Raw genomic sequence first — 18,950 nt, forward strand, 5'->3', positions numbered from 1 at the left:
ATTTGGTAGTTAATATCCCGGAACCTGCACCAGATTCGGGTCTGCTTTGAGCTCATTTAATGAAATCGGATAATATTGCTGGAAGGTTTTCCATGAAGAACCATTGCTTTTTTTGGGAGTGACAATATTCATGATTTCACCGACTTTTTCAGTTCGCTTTAAATCCAACCATCTATGTCCCCATTCTGCAAAAAATTCGACTCTCCTTTCGTTTAGGATAATAGTTGCAAGGTCTTCTACGGTAACATTTGAATTTGTCGTTTTTATGGAGGATAATCCTGCCCTTTCCCTTATGATATCTACATCAGCAATTGCCCCATCTTTATTCCCAATATGCGTTCTAGCCTCTGCCCTGATTAACAGTTGTTCAGCTAAACGAAATACCACGCTGAATTCGATAACAGGATAGTTGACTTCAGTTGAATAAGCAACCTTATATTTATAGGGGTAGTTATATAATATACCATTAGTATTTACATGGCCTGTCCACTCAGTTTTTCTTCTGTCGTTTAAAGCAAAAGCGTCCATCACTCTTTCACTAAGGTAAACAGGGTTTAAAAACGACGGTCCTGATGGCGGGAGTACAAAAGTAATAGCCTCCGCAGTATTGGCTCCCCTTGTAACTGGCTGTAGTTGCCATATAGCTTCTTTGTTATTCTTTAAAAACACCTCATCAATAGAAACAATATGAAATTGCTCGGTATTTAATAAAATTTTCGAGGATTCGATCTCTGCATTTGACCAGTCTTTAAGGTACAAATATGTTCTTGCTAGTAAAGCCGTGGCAGCCCATTTAGTAGGCCGTACCCTTTCCTCCAAGCCATTGGGATATGGTGTCATCCCATCACCTCTTAAATATTGAGAACTTAGCAGATTTTGGGCATCCTTGAGATCGGAAAGAACCTGTTGGTAAACTTGAAGCTTGGCAGTTTTTTTAGCAACTGAATTTACGGTATAATCAGTGGTTAAAATAAGGGGTACATCTCCGTAGAGATTGACCAAATAAAAATAATAAAACCCACGCATAAACTTTACCTCACCAAGTAGTTGCTTCTTTAAGGATTCACTCGTTTCCGTTGAAGCAGTAAGTCCTTCTATGGCAGCATTTATAACAAAAAGCCGTTGGTAAGAAATGTTCCAGTAGTCGATTCCTACATTTTTATCGTTTAATTGATTTTGATAATAAGCATTCAATGTTGGACTTCCTGCAAGTGAAAAATAGTCTAATTCATCTGATGACAAACCGGCAATATTGGATAAACTTGTTAATTCGCCGGGCCCTCCCAGTTGCCCCTGGCTTAATTTAGCATACAATGATGTTACTGCTCCTAATGCAGTTTCATCATTATTATAAATATCTCTTGAGGTAAGGCTGGTTTCAGGACCATCCACATCAATCAGTTTTTTACAGCTAGCGTTGATGAGGCTTAGTGATAACAAAAGCAGCATTAAACAGTCTTTACTTTTCATATTTAAAAAAATTAAGCCCATCGTCATAAACCACATTTAAAGCCAAACGTGATCACTCTTAAAGGCGGTAATGTATTCGAACTTTTAGTTTCTGGATCTAATCCCGTATATCCAGTGATAGTCCATAGATTTTGGCCTTGGATAAATAAACTGAGACTTTGTAAATGCATTTTCTTTGACCAATTTTCAGGTAGAACATAAGAAAATGATACATTTTTCAGGCGTACATAAGATGCGTCTTTCCAAGAAGCATCACTTTGATAAACATCGTTTAGGGATTGATCAAGTTCATAGCCGGTCGTAAACCTCTGTACAGAGGTCACATCACCTGGCTTTTGCCATCGGCTCAAAACTGAGACTGGCTGATTTCCAAGCCCAGAATAAAAGGTGCCCGGAACAGGAGGTCCGAGTCTGCCAAAAGAATAACTTTGAGCAATTTGTTTAACGAAAGAGAATAAGATATCAATCTGAAAGTTTTTGTAACTTAAAGTATTTTGAAATCCTCCGTAATATTTGGGAGCTAGATCCATAATCTTGGTGTTATCAATTCCGGAGGTTGGAGTGCTTGTAGGATTTCCGTTTTTGTCCGCAAATTGATAAACTCCAGTTGCCGGATTTACACCTAAAAAGCGATAAACATATATCGATGTTAAAGGTTGGCCGATAATTGCTGTAAAAGCCGCAGAGGATTTCATTATATCCGGATAATCTACAAGTAGTGTTTTTGGCACAGTTATGTTGATATTACCCGACCACTTAAAGCTACCTGATAACATATTGGTACTCGACAACATTAATTCCCATCCGGAATTTCTGATTTTGTATGCTTGGTTTTTCGTTATAAAACTAAACCCAGTAATTAACGGAAGGGAATACGTACTTAATTGATTTGATGAATGATTTCTGTAATAATTTGCATTAACCAACACTCTATCTTTAAAAAAACCTAAGTCCACTCCAATCTGAAGTTTTTTAGTTTCCTCCCATTGCAAATTTGGATTAGTTAAGCCGTTGGGTAAGTAAGCTGGGATTCCTTGATAAGGGATCTCCTGCGGCAATGGATTATACAAGCTTAAAAACTGATAATCTGCAATCTGATCACTACCTGTTGTGCCGTAGCTTCCTCTCAGTTTCCCGAAACTGAGAGGACCGGCATTGTTACGAATGAAATCCTCGTTTGAAAAAACCCATGCTGCTCCTACAGCGCCAAAATTATGAAATTGACTCTCTGGCCCAAAACGCGAACTGCCATCTCTCCGTGCTGTTAGATTCAAGATATATATGTCCCGCCAATTGTAATTAACTCTGCTAAACAATGCATTGTACCTGTATTTGGAATCTAATGAAGCTAATGGTCGCACTAAAGGTGCAGAAAGTAAATCATCCATGACCAGGTCATTGCTGAAATTACCTCCAAGTAGCTGAGTCGCTTTTGACTTGTTTTGCATCAAGGTAGTACCTAATAGTATTTCCAATTTCCCCTGACCTACTTCCCTATTATAAATTAACTGTGGCTCAACGGTCCAGGAATTGTTACTTGTATTTCCAAAAACTGTTGAACGTGAACTGTATTGGACAAATTCAGGAGCAGATGATTCTAAAAAATACTTATTCGTGGAAACAGAAGAAAGGTTAGTATACCCCAAGCTTCCTTTAAACTCCAAGCCCCGCAATAATTTATAGCTCAAGATCATATTGGTTGTCAGATTGGTTGTTTTGTCCAGAAATTTGTTAATTGCATATCCGATAGGATTTGAAAAAAAAGTACTGTTCCCCGAAGCATCAGGCTCCCAATTAATACTGCCAGTCTTGTTATATAGGGTTGGAGCTATGGGAGCGAGTTTTAGCGCATCACCAGTCAGATCATAGTTTGGCATTTGATTATGATCAAACAAATAACTTCCAGAAAACTGAATTTTAAATTTTTGATTTGGTGTAGCATTCCCAAGATTAAAATGGAGAGAACCTTTCTGATCAGCAAACTCACCTGGGAAAACATTTGTTTCTCTGTGATAACCAGCGCCGATCAAGAATGTTGTCAAGTTACTACCCCCTGAAACTGAGGCATTCATATCCTGATATCCGGCAGTACCCCCAAGGAGCTCTTTTTGCCAATCAGTATAACGAGTACTATTCCAGTTTCCATTTAGATCATTGTCACCAAAATTTCCTAGCGCGGGATCAGTAATTCCGTCATTTTTAAAAGCCTCTTTTCTCATTTCCAAATATTGAAAAGAATTCATTAACTCCACTCGACGCGAAACCTTACCCGCTCCAAACTGGAAGTTTAGATTTACTTTTGTGTCACCAACTGTACCTTTTTTTGTTGTTATAAGTATGGCACCATTTGCAGCCCTAGATCCATAAATTGCCGTCGCATCCGCATCTTTTAAAACATCAATACTTTCAATATCAGAAGGATTAATAAAATTTAATGGGTTTCCAGTCAGAACTGGTCCCGAAGAGTTTCCAACCGGCCCACCGGAGTTCCCTAAAATTAGATTTGCTCCTGGCAATAATTGAGAACTGTAAGGCACCCCATCAATTACGTAAAACGGGTCGCTACCGTTTAAATAGCTATTCTGCCCCTGTATCCTCACCTTCACACCCGTTCCAGCAAACCCAGTCGCCTGCTCAATAAACAATCCCGGAACCCTCCCCTGCAAAGCAAGCAAAGGATTATTTACCGGCTGCTTCTCGATCACATCTGCCTTTATCGTCGTCACATTACCAGTCGACAACCTTTGCGTAGTCGTACCATAAGCAATCACCTGAACCTCATCCAGCTTAGAAGTACTCAATTCCAACACCACATCCCCCAGCTCCTTCGCAGCCTTAATTTCTTTGGTAACGTACCCGATAAAAGAAACCACTAAAACCGCATCTTCCTCCACACCTTTTAAATAAAAGCTCCCGTTAGCACCAGTACTTACCGCCTTGCCCCCTTTATCCTTAACCGAGACAGAAGCACCAGGCAGACCACGCCCATCAGCATCCACCACCCGTCCTGAGACATTAATCTCTGCAAGGGTGGCAGCCACCCTTTCCAGAAAAGAAGGCTTCTCTTTCGCCTTAATCGTTACAATCTTGCCATCAATTTTATAGACAAGATCAAGCCCTTTCAATACATCTGAAAGCGTCTCTTCTATTGTTGCATTAGACACAGCTATGCTGACCTTCTGGTTTTGAGGAATAGTTGCAGGATCGTAATAAAAACCATAACCGGTCTGCTTCCTGATGTCCTTTAGCACAGAGAACAAGGAAGCATTGGCTTTATTTAAGGTCACACGCTGCCCGAAGGTTGCCGCACTAACCTGCATTAGGGATGCTATCAATATCACGGTGGTTAGTCGCATCATTAGCATAATTTTTTGGTACAGCCGAAGCCTTCCAAATGGTGATATAATATCGTACATTTGCTTAGTTTGGTTCTGTGCAGCTACCTCCTGTCGTCGAAAACTATAGGTAGTCTGCAGTTAACATTTGTTTCTTAATAAATTGTTCCAAACGCAAACCAGGGGTAAATACTTCTGGTTTGCTTTTTTGTCAATCCTGCTGTCGTAAAAATCGATTCATCTTTTCTGTTCTGTGGTTCATAATTCAGTTAGTTATACGCTAGGGATGAATATTTTATTTAGTTACATATATTTTCTTTCCTTCAATTTTAAAATGCACCTGGCCTGAATTCTCTATAGATTTCAGCACAGCCGATAATTTATTGTTTCGGGGAATGACACCATTGGAAGTGATCGTTTCCGGCACGGAAGGATCATATATAATTTCTACATCATACCATCTGCTGATTTTTCTCATTACCGAGCGGAAATCGGCATTCTCAAAATAAAAGTCGCCCTCCTTCCAATCAACAGCGGTCTCCACATCGGCCTCTTTAATTTTAATGGACCCCTTGTTATTGATTGCCTGGAAACCAGGTTTCAAAATTTGCTTGTTTTCACCAGCTGTCACCTGAACCGAACCTTCCAGCAGCGTGGTTGCAACCGCCGGCTCATCATCATAAGCATTTACGTTGAAATGCGTTCCTAACACCTCAATTTCCTGCCCCTTACTGATGACCACAAAAGGACGCGTCTTGTCTTTAGCCACCTCAAAATAGGCCTCCCCCTCCAGCGAGACCACCCGCTCCTCGCTGATGTTCATGTTGGTGTTGTAGATCAGGCTTGATGCGGCGTTAAGCCAGACTTTCGATTTATCCGGCAAGACTACCATATACGTTTCCCCTCTTGCCGTACTCAGCACATTCCGGATCTTATGTACATTTTCACCACTGGTTGCCGGATCAACAGCAGCATCGTCCTGTACCGTATAAACCAATTGCCCATCGGCGGATTTGGTCACCACTACACCAGCCTCTTTGGCCAGCTCCCCATTGGTCGCCTCACTTAAACGGATCTTTTTACCACCAGCAAGCGTAAGCGTTGCACCTGCAGTACCTGGCGCCACATCTTTAGCATAAGTTGCCGTCTGAACAGCATCCTTTTTAAGCTGATTGGTATACAAGAAAATACCCGCACCAATCGCAAGTACAATAGAAGCAGCCGCAGCGATCCGCGGCCACAGGCGAACACGTTTCACCTGGATCTGATCCTGTATCGCATTCCATATTTTTAGCTGATGCTCATCCTCAGAGGCGGCAACAGCTTCAGGCACCTTTAAAGGTTCATCCTGATGCTCACGGTACCAGTTATCCAGTTCAAGCTGTTCGGCCTGGGAAATCGTTCCGGCCTCCCATTTGGCTGCAAGCTTAACAATATGTTCATTTTTAATAGTCATTCTTTTTACACTGCTTTCTTATAGGTTCCTTTTTCTTGACACAGGACCTAGTCGGGTTGTAAAAAAAATTATTTTTTTTGCTTATATTTTTGGTGGTGGCTTTTTATATCGTTAATAGCGGACCTCCCGGGTGAATTCAGGCGTGTGCAATGCATGGGCTTTAATCGCCAGTAAGCCTTAATGAACACTTAATTCATTGATTTTACATTACGCACTTCATTTTGAAAAACCACCAAAACTGGGGAAGAACCGCTATCTGCTAAATACACTTTCACTTATGAAGCCAGAAAATCTATTAAAAATAAAACTTCAAAATGTTAATAAAGTAATGAGTTTAATCAAAGAAGCTGTTGTTGAAATGGAGCGCCAACATATTTATTAGTGGGACAGGTTTTATCCCGATTTTAATACAACAATCAGCAGAGGTCATTATTAACATCCGGTAAGGTGAGTTCCCAGCCCGGATGTTAATTCTATAATGCAAACTTTTTGAACTACTTACCGTATATGCCTCTTAAAAAATCTGTTAAAGAAACAGGACTTCTGCCTAGTAATTGTCTGACATCACTTCTATTGGTGTCGAACTCTCCTCCAGCTATTGCTCCAGCGAACCTTGACAGATACGCTGCATCATCATCAGGAACCCCTTGCTGTACAAGCTGCGCAATATATGACGGTATGTCTGTCTGGTTATAAGCTACCGTTATCGCTGTGATTTCTGATATCAGGTCAGCAATCTCCGCAAAGGAGACGGCAGTCTCTGCAGCAATGACATATTCTTTGGCTTCATGCCCAGTAGTAGTCAGTACCACTGCTATTGCTTCAGCCATTTCTGTTATCGGTAAAAAAGGTGTTTTACCCTTTCCGGCAGGAATGGAAATACCTTCAGTCAATATATTATTTCCGGAAATAATGGGAATCAGGTCAGCATACAGCGTGTTATCCATTAAAGTATAAGGTAAAGCTATCTGTTTTAGGTAATCACTTGTATCTGCATGGTACTGAACATCTCCGGCCATTATACTTCGACGCAGATCTTTCATATCAAAACTGGTATAAATGAGATGATTGACACCAGATTCCCTGGCAGCATCAATTACGTTTTTATGTTGCCCGAACCTTTGAGCTATTTCCGCTGAAGAAGATATCAACAGCAGCTTGTCCACATCTTCGAACGCACGCTTTAAAGACTCAAAATTCTGATAGTCGCCAATCCTCACCTGGATGCCTTTTGATTTAAATTCTGCCGATTTGGATTCATCTCTTACCAATGCTGCAATATTGTTTGCAGATATGCCTTTATTCAATAAAGAATTAATGGTGGCCTTGCCTAAATTACCGGTCGCACCTGTTACTAAAATCATCGTTTTTGTTTTAAGATAAATAATCAATTACTTTTGTTTTGTTAGGCAAAGGAACTGAAATCGATGCCATAAAATACCCTATCTCGTTGTTTACAAAATAAAAAGTGGTAACCTTAAAGTAACAAATGAAAAATAACTTAAATCATGCCTACTGTCCTGCTATAGAAACGATGGCGCTGATCGGAGGACGTTGGAAAGTGATTATTTTGCATGTGCTTTCCAAGCAGGCCAGGCGTTTTGGGGAAATTAATGTTCGGGTACCTTCTATATCAAGAAAAGTATTAACCGAACAACTAAGAGAACTTGAAGCCGATGGCTTAATTAGCAGGAAACAGTACAAAGAGCTTCCACCCAGGGTAGAGTATGCACTCACAGAATATGGACAAAGTCTTTGCCCATTGTTAGCGTATATGGCAGCATGGCACAAAGAAAAAGTTTAGTTGATCACTCAACCTACTATCACAAAGCGATATAGTTAACAGGTATATGGACTTACCTCGCTTATGGTAGGGTTCTTAAATTTGCAGTCCTGGTAAATATATGGAGATTTCGCCGACACTAATCAAGCGATTACCTCGCGGGTTGGCCATTCAAAAAACTGGACTTCGCAGTCAATCTATTATTTGGTCAGTTTGAACGAAGCACATGGGCTCCTAATTTGGATGATTAACACGTTGCGAAATCTCCGGTTTATTTACCATTCTTATTTTAGTTAGCATCTTTCAACAGATTTACCATTCCCTTACCGTAGCAAAGCTTTAGTGGCCGCATGAGGCGCAATAGTCACTTTCAGTTTCCTTTAACGATTCATTTGTCAAGGTTTCTTTTCTATGACAAAAGCTTTCAATTCTGCAATTTTTCCATTTTCGAAGCGCCAGACATCGCAATAATCATAGTGGTTATTGGTTCCATTTGCAGCCTTCAACGTAATTTCACCTGTCACGGTTACATAGCTACCATCCTCAATGGTATTTTCGACGGTAAATACAGGCGGTTCTAAATAGAATTCTTTCATATAGTCTCGTACTTTATCTCTACCATCAAGGATACGTTCGCCTACAAAAACCCATTTGGTATCCTGTGTACAATAGGCTAGAAAACTTTCATAGTCTCCCTTTTTAACGAATTCGTTGGCTTTGTGTAATATTGTTGCGTTTTTCATTTTTGTTTGTTTTTGGATGTGAATCGATTTATTAATGCCTGGATCCGGCATGCTTTCATCTAATTTTATTGCTAAGCCCTCTCCGTAATAAATTACCTTCCCGGCATTGGAATTATAAAGATCAATGGTCCGTATTTCCTCATCCCAGTTCCTCATCTTTTGGGGGTTTCTAACAGACTGAAATGTGTCTTGATTAGGAAGGGAATTTACCGGTTGCGCTATCGTTTCGATACCGGCTGACAGTAAGATGGATATTGTTAATGTTAGTTTATTCACGTTATTATTTTAATTATATGCCAATTAATGATTACTTCTTTTCTTTCCATCTAACTCTGAATGTCTAATCTTTATACTCTTTTTATATGACCATTAGTCCTCTTGATAGTCATGCTGAATTTTGTGACTTTGTTAAAGTGTGCTCAGCATATCCGGATTAGGTGCTACAAACTTTCCAAAGTTTCTTCAACTATTTCGATTCCAAATTCTTTTAACCGGTTGCTGATAGGATGAGTGGAGATAATCGTTTCCGGAAGATACAAACCCCCGATCTTTTGTTCAGATTCTCCATTCAGGCCTAATATCTTTTCTGTGATTAAATATACGCCCACAGCTGTGAGATGGGAATTTCCTTTTGGCCCGGATACGATCGTACTGAGTTTTCTTTTTTCGCCGGATACCAGGGTTCCATCAATCGTAATGTATAATTCATGGGAAGCTTCCAGGCCTTTACTAGTCCCTATGGATTCCCCTATAATAAAGTCGAACCGAATATTTTTCGCGCCCGTAAAAGCGGCTATACTCGGAACATCCAGCGTACTGAGTGGGTAACCTGTTGCTGATGAATGATTGTGCAGATCAATAGTTCTCGGGTTTTCTTTTGCTTGTAATGATAGCCAATTTCCCCCCTTGCGAATCAGCGCCTCACCAACAAAACCACTAACTTCGTTTGCAACCAGCGGCCCTACGCGGTCCTTTGGATCATATAATCCTGCAAGTTCGATAGTTTCTATTTGACTAAATTTATTGGCGTGTTGCCTGACCATAAGGGTTAATAATCCCGCCTGCCAATGACCTGCGTATACAACAGGCGCAACAATTGTTTTGTGAATGCCCAAAAATGCTGTGGGAGAAATTTGATCCGCTAATTCGCTTACAGCAATGCATGCAATGCCATTTAAGATAGCAGTTTCTCTTAATATATTACTGTGATCATCCACCACTGATATAATCAGGTCAATTTTCTTAAATTCACTTAAATCGAAGCCTTCTTCCAGATTGATATAGGCTGTTTCTGAATGATTTAATTCCTTCGCTAAAGACATTCCGTTTTGCGGATTTCTACCTGCAAGAATAAGTTCGATACGCTGATCAGCTTGTCTGATTAGTCTTGCGATGTTACTTCCAACCATTCCATAACCACCTACAATTAAGATTCGTCTTTTCTGTGATTCCATATTAAATTTTTTAAATTATATAACTTTACATTGCGCAATTCATTTTAAGTGTGAACCCGGTCACAACTCATCCAGAAATGCCAAATATGATCCTACACCAAGAGCGATATTCGTGTATTCAAGACAAAGTTAAGGTTGCACATAAACTTTTGTATATTGCCCGCTAATTGTTAGGTACTATAAATAATGTAAGTAATGAGCGAGATCAAGCAAACCTCAACTAACTACTCAAATAAGCTTGCGCTGAGTGATGAATGTTCGGAAGCATATGCCTCAAATATCATCGGCGGACAATGGACATTGGTAATATGTTCGTGGTTATTAAGTGGTAAACTTAGATTTGGAGAACTAAAGAAGAAATTACCCGGTATTACTGAAAGGATGCTGACCTTGCAACTGCGTAAGCTTGAAGAGCATAAAATAATCAGCCGGACTGTTTATGCAGAAGTACCGCCACGTGTAGAATATGAGCTGACAGAAATTGGATACGCACTGAAGTCAGTTATCACGGAATTAGAAGTTTGGGGCACAAGCCATAAAAAATTGATCGGTGAGTAACCTTGCATTCCTGTCTGAAACTTTCCGCTATACTTAAAATCATTCAATTATTGCTATTGTTTGTTCGTTCGGTCAATCCTAAAATCAAATGAAGTTAAGCGCTTAAAATGACTGGCTAAAGGAAGCCTTCGTCTCCAAATAAGCAATATGCTATCCGCTGGCGAGTTTAGTTTGAATCCAAAACAGCCTGACCGGAATGTAACAAACTGGCTTTTACAGACTCAAACTATATATACGGGATGAGAACCTTAGAAATATGTATGCTTAAATCCACGGTCTTCAGGCTTAGTCTTTGCCTCACTTTGTTCAGCTTTAGTTTCGCCTCTGCCCAGCAGAGCCAGGCATCCTACGACCACATCGTCGCGCAAATACAGTCCAGCTTCAACCACCACCAACCGGAAAAAATTTACGCCTTAACCTCAGCCATATTTCAGAAAAAAATGACGGAAGAACAATTTGCCTCCGGCATGAGCAAATTCCATGCAAAAGTGGGAGACTGGAAAAGCAGCATCTTTAAAGAAAAAAATGAAAAAGGACTGGATTACCTTGCCGAGTTCGAAAACTCCCGGCAAGTATTTTCCATCCGGATCGACAGCCTGGATAAAATCGACAGACTCAATTTCGCAGCTGTCCCGGTAGTCATCCCCGCAAAAACAGCGCAGGTATCTGACAACAATCCCCTGAAGGATTCAATTGACCTTCTGGTGGAACAGCTGGTAAGACCCTACATTCAAAAGGGAAATACCTGTGGCCTGGTCCTGGCAGTCATCAATAAAGGCCAGGTGCGTAAATACGCTTACGGTTCAGTGAATAAAAAAACAACGCAATTGCCGGATACGGAACACACCATTTTTGAAATCGGATCGGTAACCAAAACTTTCAATTCGTTATTACTAGCTGAAGAAGTGGTAGCCGGCAGGATGAAACTCAACGATCCGATAAACCTTTACCTGCCCGATTCCATACCCCCACTCCGTTTCCAGGCTAAAGCCATTACCCTGCAGGATCTGGCCAATCATACCTCGGGCTTTCCAAGACTACCTGCCAATATTTTCAACGCCAAAGTAGACCCCAAAGATCCTTACAAACATTACCTGGCAGATTCCCTTTACTGTTTTCTGAAGTCCTATCATCCCACTGTGATGCCGGGAACGGTATTCTCCTACTCCAATTTTGGTGCGGGTGTACTGGGCACAATACTGGAACGTAAACTGGATAGCGGTTTTGAACAGCTGATCATCAGCAGGATCTGCAAGCCTTTAGCGATGAACCACACCAGCGTTACGCTGAATCATTTAGCCCAAAAGAACTTTGCACAAGGTTACAATGAAACCGGTGAAGCAACTGCTCCCTGGGACCTTGCATCCCTAAAAGGCTCGGGAGCGATCCGCTCGACCCTGAACGACATGGTTAAATATGCCCTAGCTCAGCTGGCAAACAGCGGCCCTTTACATCAAGCGATCACCCTTAGCCATCAGCCAACATTTACCGGCAAAGACCAGGCGATGGGCCTGGGCTGGAGAATCAACCAAAGCGGTCAGCATACCTACCTGCACCATTCAGGCGGAACAGGCGGCTTCAGGTCTTTCATCGGATTTGATCCGGAAAGACAGACTGCGGTCGTCATTCTCTCCAATGCAGCAGAGGATGTGACCAATATAGGTGAGAAGTTCCTAAAATAACATCGCTCCAAACAGGTCGGCTACCGGTTCTGCCATAAACCGGTGAGGATTTTTAGTTATTGTTTCAATAACTAAAAATCAAAAAGATCTCCCAAGAAAGAACCTTTTTTCTTTTGATAAGGTTTCGAGTGATATTCCTGATTACGCTGATCATAGCGCAGCTGGTCTTTTTCGTAATTGTCTTTATTTGAATAATGTGTTGTCGATCTTTCAATGATTTTATCAAGTTCACCACGATCTAACCATATCCCACGGCAATTGGGGCAGTAATCAATTTCAATTCCATTTTTATCGGTCATTAGCAGGATTTCGTTGCAACTTGGGCATTTCATATTATATGTGTTTAGTGTCAATTGTCTCCATATAACGTTTCCCAAGTGCTTATGTTTTTGACCTAATTGTAACTTTCCTGAAGCGTTCAAAATATGAATTAAAATATAGCCCTTTTAGCGGCGAGTCCGATGCCACACTAGATTTTTAACGACTTTTCCACAACGTTTAAGCTTGAAGTATTGATCTATCGGTCCAAACCTAGATTGACTTAGATTGTTTTCACCACTTCCTATCACCTCAAAATATACAGCAACGACAGTAAATGGACTTATTTATAATAACCTCGGGGAGAATTATATTCAGGTTTACCATCTACATATTCAATGACGATATATTCCCCCGGCAAATACTTCTCATCATGAGTATTTCCTTCATATTTTTTCCCATCCACATAGAATTCATAACCATAAGTAAAGGGAAAGGTCACCTTACTATTTGGCAGAATATGCTCTTTAGAAGTTACAATGGCTTTAACTGTCTTTGTTCTGCTATTACTTAACGAATCACGTCGATTACATTCTTTTAAAAGCATGTAGAAACAACCAATGAATAACGTAAAGCCCAAAATGGACTTTATTTTTTTAAAACTGGCAACCATGAAAAATTTCTAATTTGTTAAAGATATAAGGATTAGGCTTGTTCCCGGTATCCTATTTTGTGGCACCTTGCATTTTCTCTCCAAAACACTGAGGACCAACGGCACCACCTCCATATTCCAAAGCCAGTTTCGGTCCGACATACATATAGGCACAACTTTCGTCGTAGTAACGTTTCAAACTATCCGGCATGGGATTATCAAAGACATTGAATAGATACATCCCCATTCCACTTCTTTTGAAGCCGATTTTAGTCGGTTCACCACTCTCAATCTTAATACAGTCGGCATTGTCCAGTTTTTCTTTTAGTTCAGCCAGAGTTGCTCTGCTCCAGCCCATAGGGCGTATTAAACTATCCATTTTTGCCGTCTCAGTTGATAAGTTCCATTCCAAAAACATGGGCCCGGTAACATCTCCTGCCGTAGAGTCAAGCGCCTTAATGCCAAAACGACCTAGCTCATGATCACTGGAAAATTCAATTTCTACAAAGCGATTCTTAGGGACAATTCTATTAAAATAGCGCTTTAATTCATAAATTTCGATCTTCTTATCTTCGAAGCTGGCTTTCAGATCATCAGTTGAATATACTTTATCAAAAACTCCGAAGGCCGACATAAGCGATACAAACCACGCGATACCAATAACGATAAAGATGCCAAAAACAATTAATATAGATTTGAGTATTTTGTTCATTATTGAGATGCAGGTATTTAATAGTACTAAACTGCAAAAAAATCTTAGTTAAAGCATAGAGAAAGTAAACGAATTTTCAGCATCCACCGAACTAACTTTTCAAATGAACTGATAGATAATCAAACCGATTAGAATAACAAAAATGAATCTCATTTAAATTTTCCTAAATATCCACCCAGAGGTATCGCCACTATTAAACTCAAAACCTTTGATCCTGCCTTTTGCATCCCGCTTAATAAGCACATGATTCAACAGACCACCTTCCATAAACAAGTGATCTGGTCCGGCCGGTGTGATCCTGACGGGATCATTGCCCTTATTACTCATCCAAAGGCTATTTTCTTTTTCTTCAATCTTAAAAGCACATTCCAGTTCATCTGATAAATAAGTCCCCACATACCCCTGCAGCATAGCTTTGGAAAGCAAAGCATCCGGAATGCGCAACATGCCGATATTTTTCGCCAGTACCGGACTGCTAAGACTGGCCTGTGCCTGACTTGTTTTAGGATCAATACTGAACTTATACTTTACAGATGAACGAGCCCTCATGTGAAATAAGCCGGCTGCTTCAGGAGCAAGTTCTGAATTGTTATTGGCATATAACTTTCCTGACTTATAGGAAATGCTCACCTTATAGCCATTGACTGCAATATAATTGCCCACCCACTTTTTCATCTCCATGGAGTCCTTTAAGACAATTACCGGATCATTCAGGATCGCACTCTGGTTGTCCTTAATTGATTTATCCGGGATGAAAAGTTCAGCAAGCTGGTTGATTTTATTATAAACCTCTCCATCACCGGCATTTCCAAAAACCAGAAAACCGGTTTTTAGTTCAGGATAAATTGCAATGACCGTACGGTAACCTGCAAGACCACCATTGTGAATAAATCGTTTATGCCCACGGTGCACATTCACGTCAATCCCCATCGCATAAGTGATGGATTTACCGTCACTTAATTTACCCGGCGTGGTCATTAGCGTGATATCATTGGCGGTCCCGGCTTTCGGCTGATAAAAGTTACTAACCCATTTTGCCATGTCTTCAATATTGGTAAACAGGCCGCCGTCGCCAAGCGTGTATACATTTTGGACTGCATTGCGGTAAACATCCTGATCCATCTGGTAAGAAGCAGCCCTGTTTTTGATGACTTCGCTATGGTCGTCGATAAAAGCACTCGCAGTCATGCCCAAAGGCTTAAAAATGGCAGAATCGACAAATGACCGAAAACTTTTCCCGCTCACCTTTTTCACGATCTCTGCAAGCAGCACATAATTTGAGTTGGAGTAAGAAAACTTCTCTCCCGGACTAAAATTTAGGGTACGCTGTTTTTTAAGGATCCTGAGTGCCAAATCCTGCGTGAGCATACCGTCTGTACCAAGGCCAAAGAATGGAGAAAGTCCGATGTCATCCCGGATTCCGCTGGTATGGTTTAATAAATTTCTAACCGTAATTTTCTTTCCGGAAAAATCGGACATCCAGGGTAAGTAAGTGCGCATGTCCTCATCCAGATTCATCTTCCCCTGATTTGCCAGCAGTGCAATCGCATAGCCTGCAAACTGCTTCGAAACCGAACACATATAATAAATACTGGACGGGCTATTGATGGTGCTGTCTTCCAGATTCGCCAGTCCAAATCCCCTGGCATATACCAGCTGATCACCCTGAATAACTCCGGCCACGCAGCCCGGTGTAGTTTTATTGTTCCACTTTGAAAACAGCTGATCTACTTTTGCCGCAGTACTGTCCGGCAGCGCCTGTGCTTTGACTGTAATTGCTGTGCAAATCAATAGCAAGAATAAAAGTTTGGAGACTAATGATAATTTAACTTTAATTTTCATCGTAATAAGATTGCTGACGCTAACCTACGATAAAAATCCTAGGTTTCAAATATCTGCCCTCAAAAAGTCACCAAAAGGTATCAATCACAACCTAGTAAAATACTCCCGGTCTTGTTTTCAGCATTTTATAAGCGGATTAATGTGCTTTTTAGTCGCCTTCCAAGCCATCCGGTTCTTCAGCAACCTGCTTTTGGGTAATCCTCTTCACGATTGATAAATCAAAGCGCCTTCCCAAAGCACCCATGACTCATGAAACCCAATCCCGGAATTTTCAACCGAATAGTTCAACCTCAATGCAAACTGATTACCCGTGCGATCTGCCAATGACCATCTTTGAGCCGCCACAGCGTAACAAACTTACTGGGATGGCTTTCCCCTGGCTCATTGACATTGCGGAAACTATGATAGCCAAACTGCACTGCACCATAACCCGGTATTTCATAAACTTCTATGCTGCCCGGGGTAAGGATGCGGGTCACCTTACCGCAGATATTTTTCTGTATGGACGCCAACAGGTCCTTTTTTGAATGTGAAAAGCCACCACGGTCATGATAAAATTCAATATCATCTGCAGTAAGTGAATCCATTTTAGCAATGTTACAGCGGTTATAGGTATCAAAATAAATACTATCCATTTTAACGATAGTACGATACAATTCCGCTGATGCGGGCACATAAGCACCAGGCAGATACCGTTTACCGGCATCGGCACCAGGCTGATTGTTGACCAGGTAGTCGGTTTCATCGGCCATTTTCCAAATCCCCTGCTCTTTGCGCCAGTGACGTGTAAATTTCGATTCTTCGACCGGTTTGTCATCTACATAAAAACGCTGCAGTCCGGTTTGAATGGCTACAGCATCATTTAAGCGAAAACTTTGCAGGTCAGCTACCTCACGGCGCAGCTTTACTTTCCCGCAGGTAGCAGCTATTCGTTTAAAAAAATCTGCTCCCGACTGCGCAAAAGTTTCCTTATGCAGTCCCTGATCATGCAGGAAAACGAAATCAGCGGTAAACAGATCAGGCAGGAGCTGTACTTTGCAGCTGTTCAATGCAATATCGAAAAAAAGGCTGTCCTTACTTGCCAGTTCGCGGTTCAAAGACAGGTCTCCTGTACTTGCAATGTTTTGCGCAAAGGCACCGGTAATAAAGATGACCAGCAATGTAGCTGTTGTTAATATTTTTCTCATCTGAAGTCACATATCTATTGTGACGCCAGATTGCTGACTATGTTACAGATGTAACGCATTCTTAGCACTTTCAAATACCCCTCCGGGGCGATTGCCCTATCCGTTTGATCCCTTCGATTTTAATCTGCCTTAATTCAGCACAATGTCACAGGGAAATGAAAAAGCTTCTCAAACCTGTTTTAAGCGTCTTGTATGCCCGGTTCATGTGGTTCTTCACCGTCTTCTCAGAAATATCCAGTTCCTCAGCCACCTGTTTCTGACTCAAGCCCTGCTCCCGGCTCAGCTGATAAACCAAGCGGCATTTTTCCGGCAGACTGTCCACCAGCATGCTCAGTCTCTGCTTCACCTCATTGAATTCCAGCCATTGCTGGGTGGAGTCATCCAGTACATCCAGCGCAGCTTCATTTGCCTGATCATCCCCATAGTGCATGGTTTTACTAATCCTGGCCAGCGCCTTATATACCCGGTATTTCACCGCGACCGCCAGATAAGAACTTAACGTACTGAGCACTTCCAGCTCCTCCTTCCTTTCCCAAATGGTGATGAACAGCTGCTGTACGATGTCCTCCGCCTCAGAGAAGTCGTCCAGTTTATTGGCAGCAAGGGTATATAATTTTTTCCAGTAACGGTTATAAATCTCCGCAAAAGCCGCATGCTTCCCCTCCCTTAACAGGGCTAACAATTCCACATCCGAAAGCGCACTATAGGTTTGCATGGCTTTAAAGAAGCAACATTACCTCGGGGTAATGTCCCAGTTTTTAAATGATATAAGTTTTGAGTTGATTAAACCAAATTTAATCAATATCCGCCTCAATATTAACTATTTATTTTAAAAAGTAGTTCACATTTTTGTAAGCTGTATGAAAGCAAAACTTATGGATCCATGCCGGTTTATGGATTTAGCAGGTGTTTAAAAAGGCTTCTTCAGCCTAAAAATTAATCTCTGCAAATTATTTATTTACCCAAATCAGTACCGGTCCGACCAGCATACTGATCCGCTATCATTTCCAGAACTCCCCGACAAGCTGCTCTAACTGGATTTCATCAAGGATTTGGAGCGTTTAGCCAACATTGCGGGTGATTCTGTTTCAGATCCCATTCGTATAACCAGGTCATTCTCGCTCATTGTTTCATAGAGATCAGTTTAGCATTACGGTTTAATTATCTGGCCCGTGTTTGCCCCAAATACACTTTTTCGGAAACCGTATTCGAGTGCTTTCATCGTTACCGGGATTTCTCCGGGGAAATAAGGAAAATACTGAGGGGAATCTTCAATAACAGTTGGACTGACAGCGTTGATGCGGATACCATTTTCCAATTCAATTGCTGCAGCCCGAACAAAGCCTTCAACTGCGCCATTTGCCGCAGACGCATTCGCAAAGTTTAGCTGAGGTTCATACGTTAAACCGCCGGTAATTAAAGTAAATGAACCTTTTGGATTGATATAGTGCTGCCCAATGAGCACCAAATTGATTTGTCCCATCATTTTACCCTCCACACCCTTCCTGAACTCCTTGTCGGACATCTTTTTCCATGGCCCGACATGCGTTGGTCCGGCAGTTGATATCAGTGCATCAAATGAACCTGTCTGCCTGAATAGATTTTCAATTGACTCAACAGCGGTAATATCGACTTGAAAGTCGCCGCTGCCTGACCCAACCCTTATGATCTCGTGTTCTTTTTCAAATGCAGTTGACAAGTATTTTCCCATAGTGCCTGTTGCACCTACGATGATAATTTTCATTTTTTTTATGTTTAAAGGTTAATAATATCTTATGGCGTTAGGAATTGATCAGCCTCAGCGCTTTCGTAATCATT

Annotated in this window: 16 protein-coding genes; 3 read left to right on the plus strand and 13 right to left on the minus strand. The window is 41.2% G+C overall.

Annotation, left to right across the window (positions count from 1 at the left end):
* Positions 1–9: 9 nt before the first annotated feature.
* From HQN86_RS25000 to HQN86_RS25015, 4 genes are all read right to left on the minus strand, one after another.
* A complete protein-coding gene (locus tag HQN86_RS25000) occupies positions 10–1,470 on the minus strand; it encodes a RagB/SusD family nutrient uptake outer membrane protein (protein WP_172663567.1) in 1,461 nt (486 codons plus the stop codon).
* 23 nt (positions 1,471–1,493) lie between these two features.
* Positions 1,494–4,829 carry a SusC/RagA family TonB-linked outer membrane protein gene (locus HQN86_RS25005; RefSeq protein WP_172663568.1) on the minus strand — a complete coding sequence of 1,112 codons (3,336 nt, stop codon included), beginning with the start codon at positions 4,827–4,829 and terminating at the stop codon, positions 1,494–1,496.
* Positions 4,830–5,100: 271 nt separating this feature from the next.
* Positions 5,101–6,261: a FecR family protein gene (locus HQN86_RS25010; RefSeq protein ID WP_172663569.1), complete on the minus strand. Its 1,161-nt coding sequence runs from the start codon at positions 6,259–6,261 to the stop codon at positions 5,101–5,103.
* A 494-nt stretch (positions 6,262–6,755) separates the two neighbouring features.
* On the minus strand, positions 6,756–7,625 hold the full coding sequence (locus tag HQN86_RS25015) for an SDR family oxidoreductase (protein ID WP_172663570.1): 870 nt from the start codon (positions 7,623–7,625) through the stop codon (positions 6,756–6,758).
* Positions 7,626–7,750: 125 nt separating this feature from the next.
* Here HQN86_RS25015 and HQN86_RS25020 point away from each other — a divergent pair, with 125 nt between their 5' ends.
* On the plus strand, positions 7,751–8,065 hold the full coding sequence (locus HQN86_RS25020; protein ID WP_172663571.1) for a winged helix-turn-helix transcriptional regulator: 315 nt from the start codon (positions 7,751–7,753) through the stop codon (positions 8,063–8,065).
* 374 nt (positions 8,066–8,439) lie between these two features.
* Here HQN86_RS25020 and HQN86_RS27105 read toward each other — a convergent pair whose 3' ends face one another.
* Positions 8,440–9,063 carry a nuclear transport factor 2 family protein gene (locus tag HQN86_RS27105; protein WP_317171743.1) on the minus strand — a complete coding sequence of 208 codons (624 nt, stop codon included), beginning with the start codon at positions 9,061–9,063 and terminating at the stop codon, positions 8,440–8,442.
* Positions 9,064–9,227: 164 nt separating this feature from the next.
* Entirely contained in the window at positions 9,228–10,241 is a 1,014-nt protein-coding gene (locus HQN86_RS25030; protein WP_172663572.1) for a hypothetical protein, read from the minus strand.
* A gap of 195 nt (positions 10,242–10,436) precedes the next feature.
* Here HQN86_RS25030 and HQN86_RS25035 point away from each other — a divergent pair, with 195 nt between their 5' ends.
* Positions 10,437–10,799, plus strand: a complete 363-nt coding sequence (locus HQN86_RS25035; RefSeq protein ID WP_172663573.1) for a winged helix-turn-helix transcriptional regulator — start codon at positions 10,437–10,439, stop codon at positions 10,797–10,799.
* 467 nt (positions 10,800–11,266) lie between these two features.
* Positions 11,267–12,481 carry a serine hydrolase domain-containing protein gene (locus HQN86_RS25040; protein ID WP_172663574.1) on the plus strand — a complete coding sequence of 405 codons (1,215 nt, stop codon included), beginning with the start codon at positions 11,267–11,269 and terminating at the stop codon, positions 12,479–12,481.
* 71 nt (positions 12,482–12,552) lie between these two features.
* On the opposite strand, the gene HQN86_RS25045 is transcribed toward HQN86_RS25040, so the two are convergent.
* From HQN86_RS25045 to HQN86_RS25075, 7 genes are all read right to left on the minus strand, one after another.
* Complete coding sequence (locus HQN86_RS25045; protein WP_172663575.1) at positions 12,553–12,813, minus strand: TFIIB-type zinc ribbon-containing protein; 261 nt, start codon at positions 12,811–12,813, stop codon at positions 12,553–12,555.
* A 269-nt stretch (positions 12,814–13,082) separates the two neighbouring features.
* On the minus strand, positions 13,083–13,412 hold the full coding sequence (locus tag HQN86_RS25050) for a hypothetical protein (protein WP_172663576.1): 330 nt from the start codon (positions 13,410–13,412) through the stop codon (positions 13,083–13,085).
* 52 nt (positions 13,413–13,464) lie between these two features.
* The gene (locus HQN86_RS25055; RefSeq protein ID WP_172663577.1) at positions 13,465–14,103 is read right to left on the minus strand and encodes a hypothetical protein; all 639 of its coding nucleotides are present in this window, start codon (positions 14,101–14,103) and stop codon (positions 13,465–13,467) included.
* Positions 14,104–14,256: 153 nt separating this feature from the next.
* Complete coding sequence (locus HQN86_RS25060; protein WP_172663578.1) at positions 14,257–15,945, minus strand: serine hydrolase domain-containing protein; 1,689 nt, start codon at positions 15,943–15,945, stop codon at positions 14,257–14,259.
* Between the two features lie 290 nt (positions 15,946–16,235).
* The gene (locus HQN86_RS25065; protein WP_172663579.1) at positions 16,236–17,132 is read right to left on the minus strand and encodes a nuclear transport factor 2 family protein; all 897 of its coding nucleotides are present in this window, start codon (positions 17,130–17,132) and stop codon (positions 16,236–16,238) included.
* 145 nt (positions 17,133–17,277) lie between these two features.
* A complete protein-coding gene (locus HQN86_RS25070; protein WP_172663580.1) occupies positions 17,278–17,847 on the minus strand; it encodes an RNA polymerase sigma-70 factor in 570 nt (189 codons plus the stop codon).
* A gap of 435 nt (positions 17,848–18,282) precedes the next feature.
* A complete protein-coding gene (locus HQN86_RS25075; protein ID WP_172663581.1) occupies positions 18,283–18,876 on the minus strand; it encodes a short chain dehydrogenase in 594 nt (197 codons plus the stop codon).
* Between the last annotated feature and the right edge of the window lie 74 nt (positions 18,877–18,950).

Origin of the sequence: Pedobacter panaciterrae, assembly GCF_013204795.1 — a bacterium.
In the GTDB taxonomy this organism is placed as follows: domain Bacteria; phylum Bacteroidota; class Bacteroidia; order Sphingobacteriales; family Sphingobacteriaceae; genus Pedobacter; species Pedobacter panaciterrae.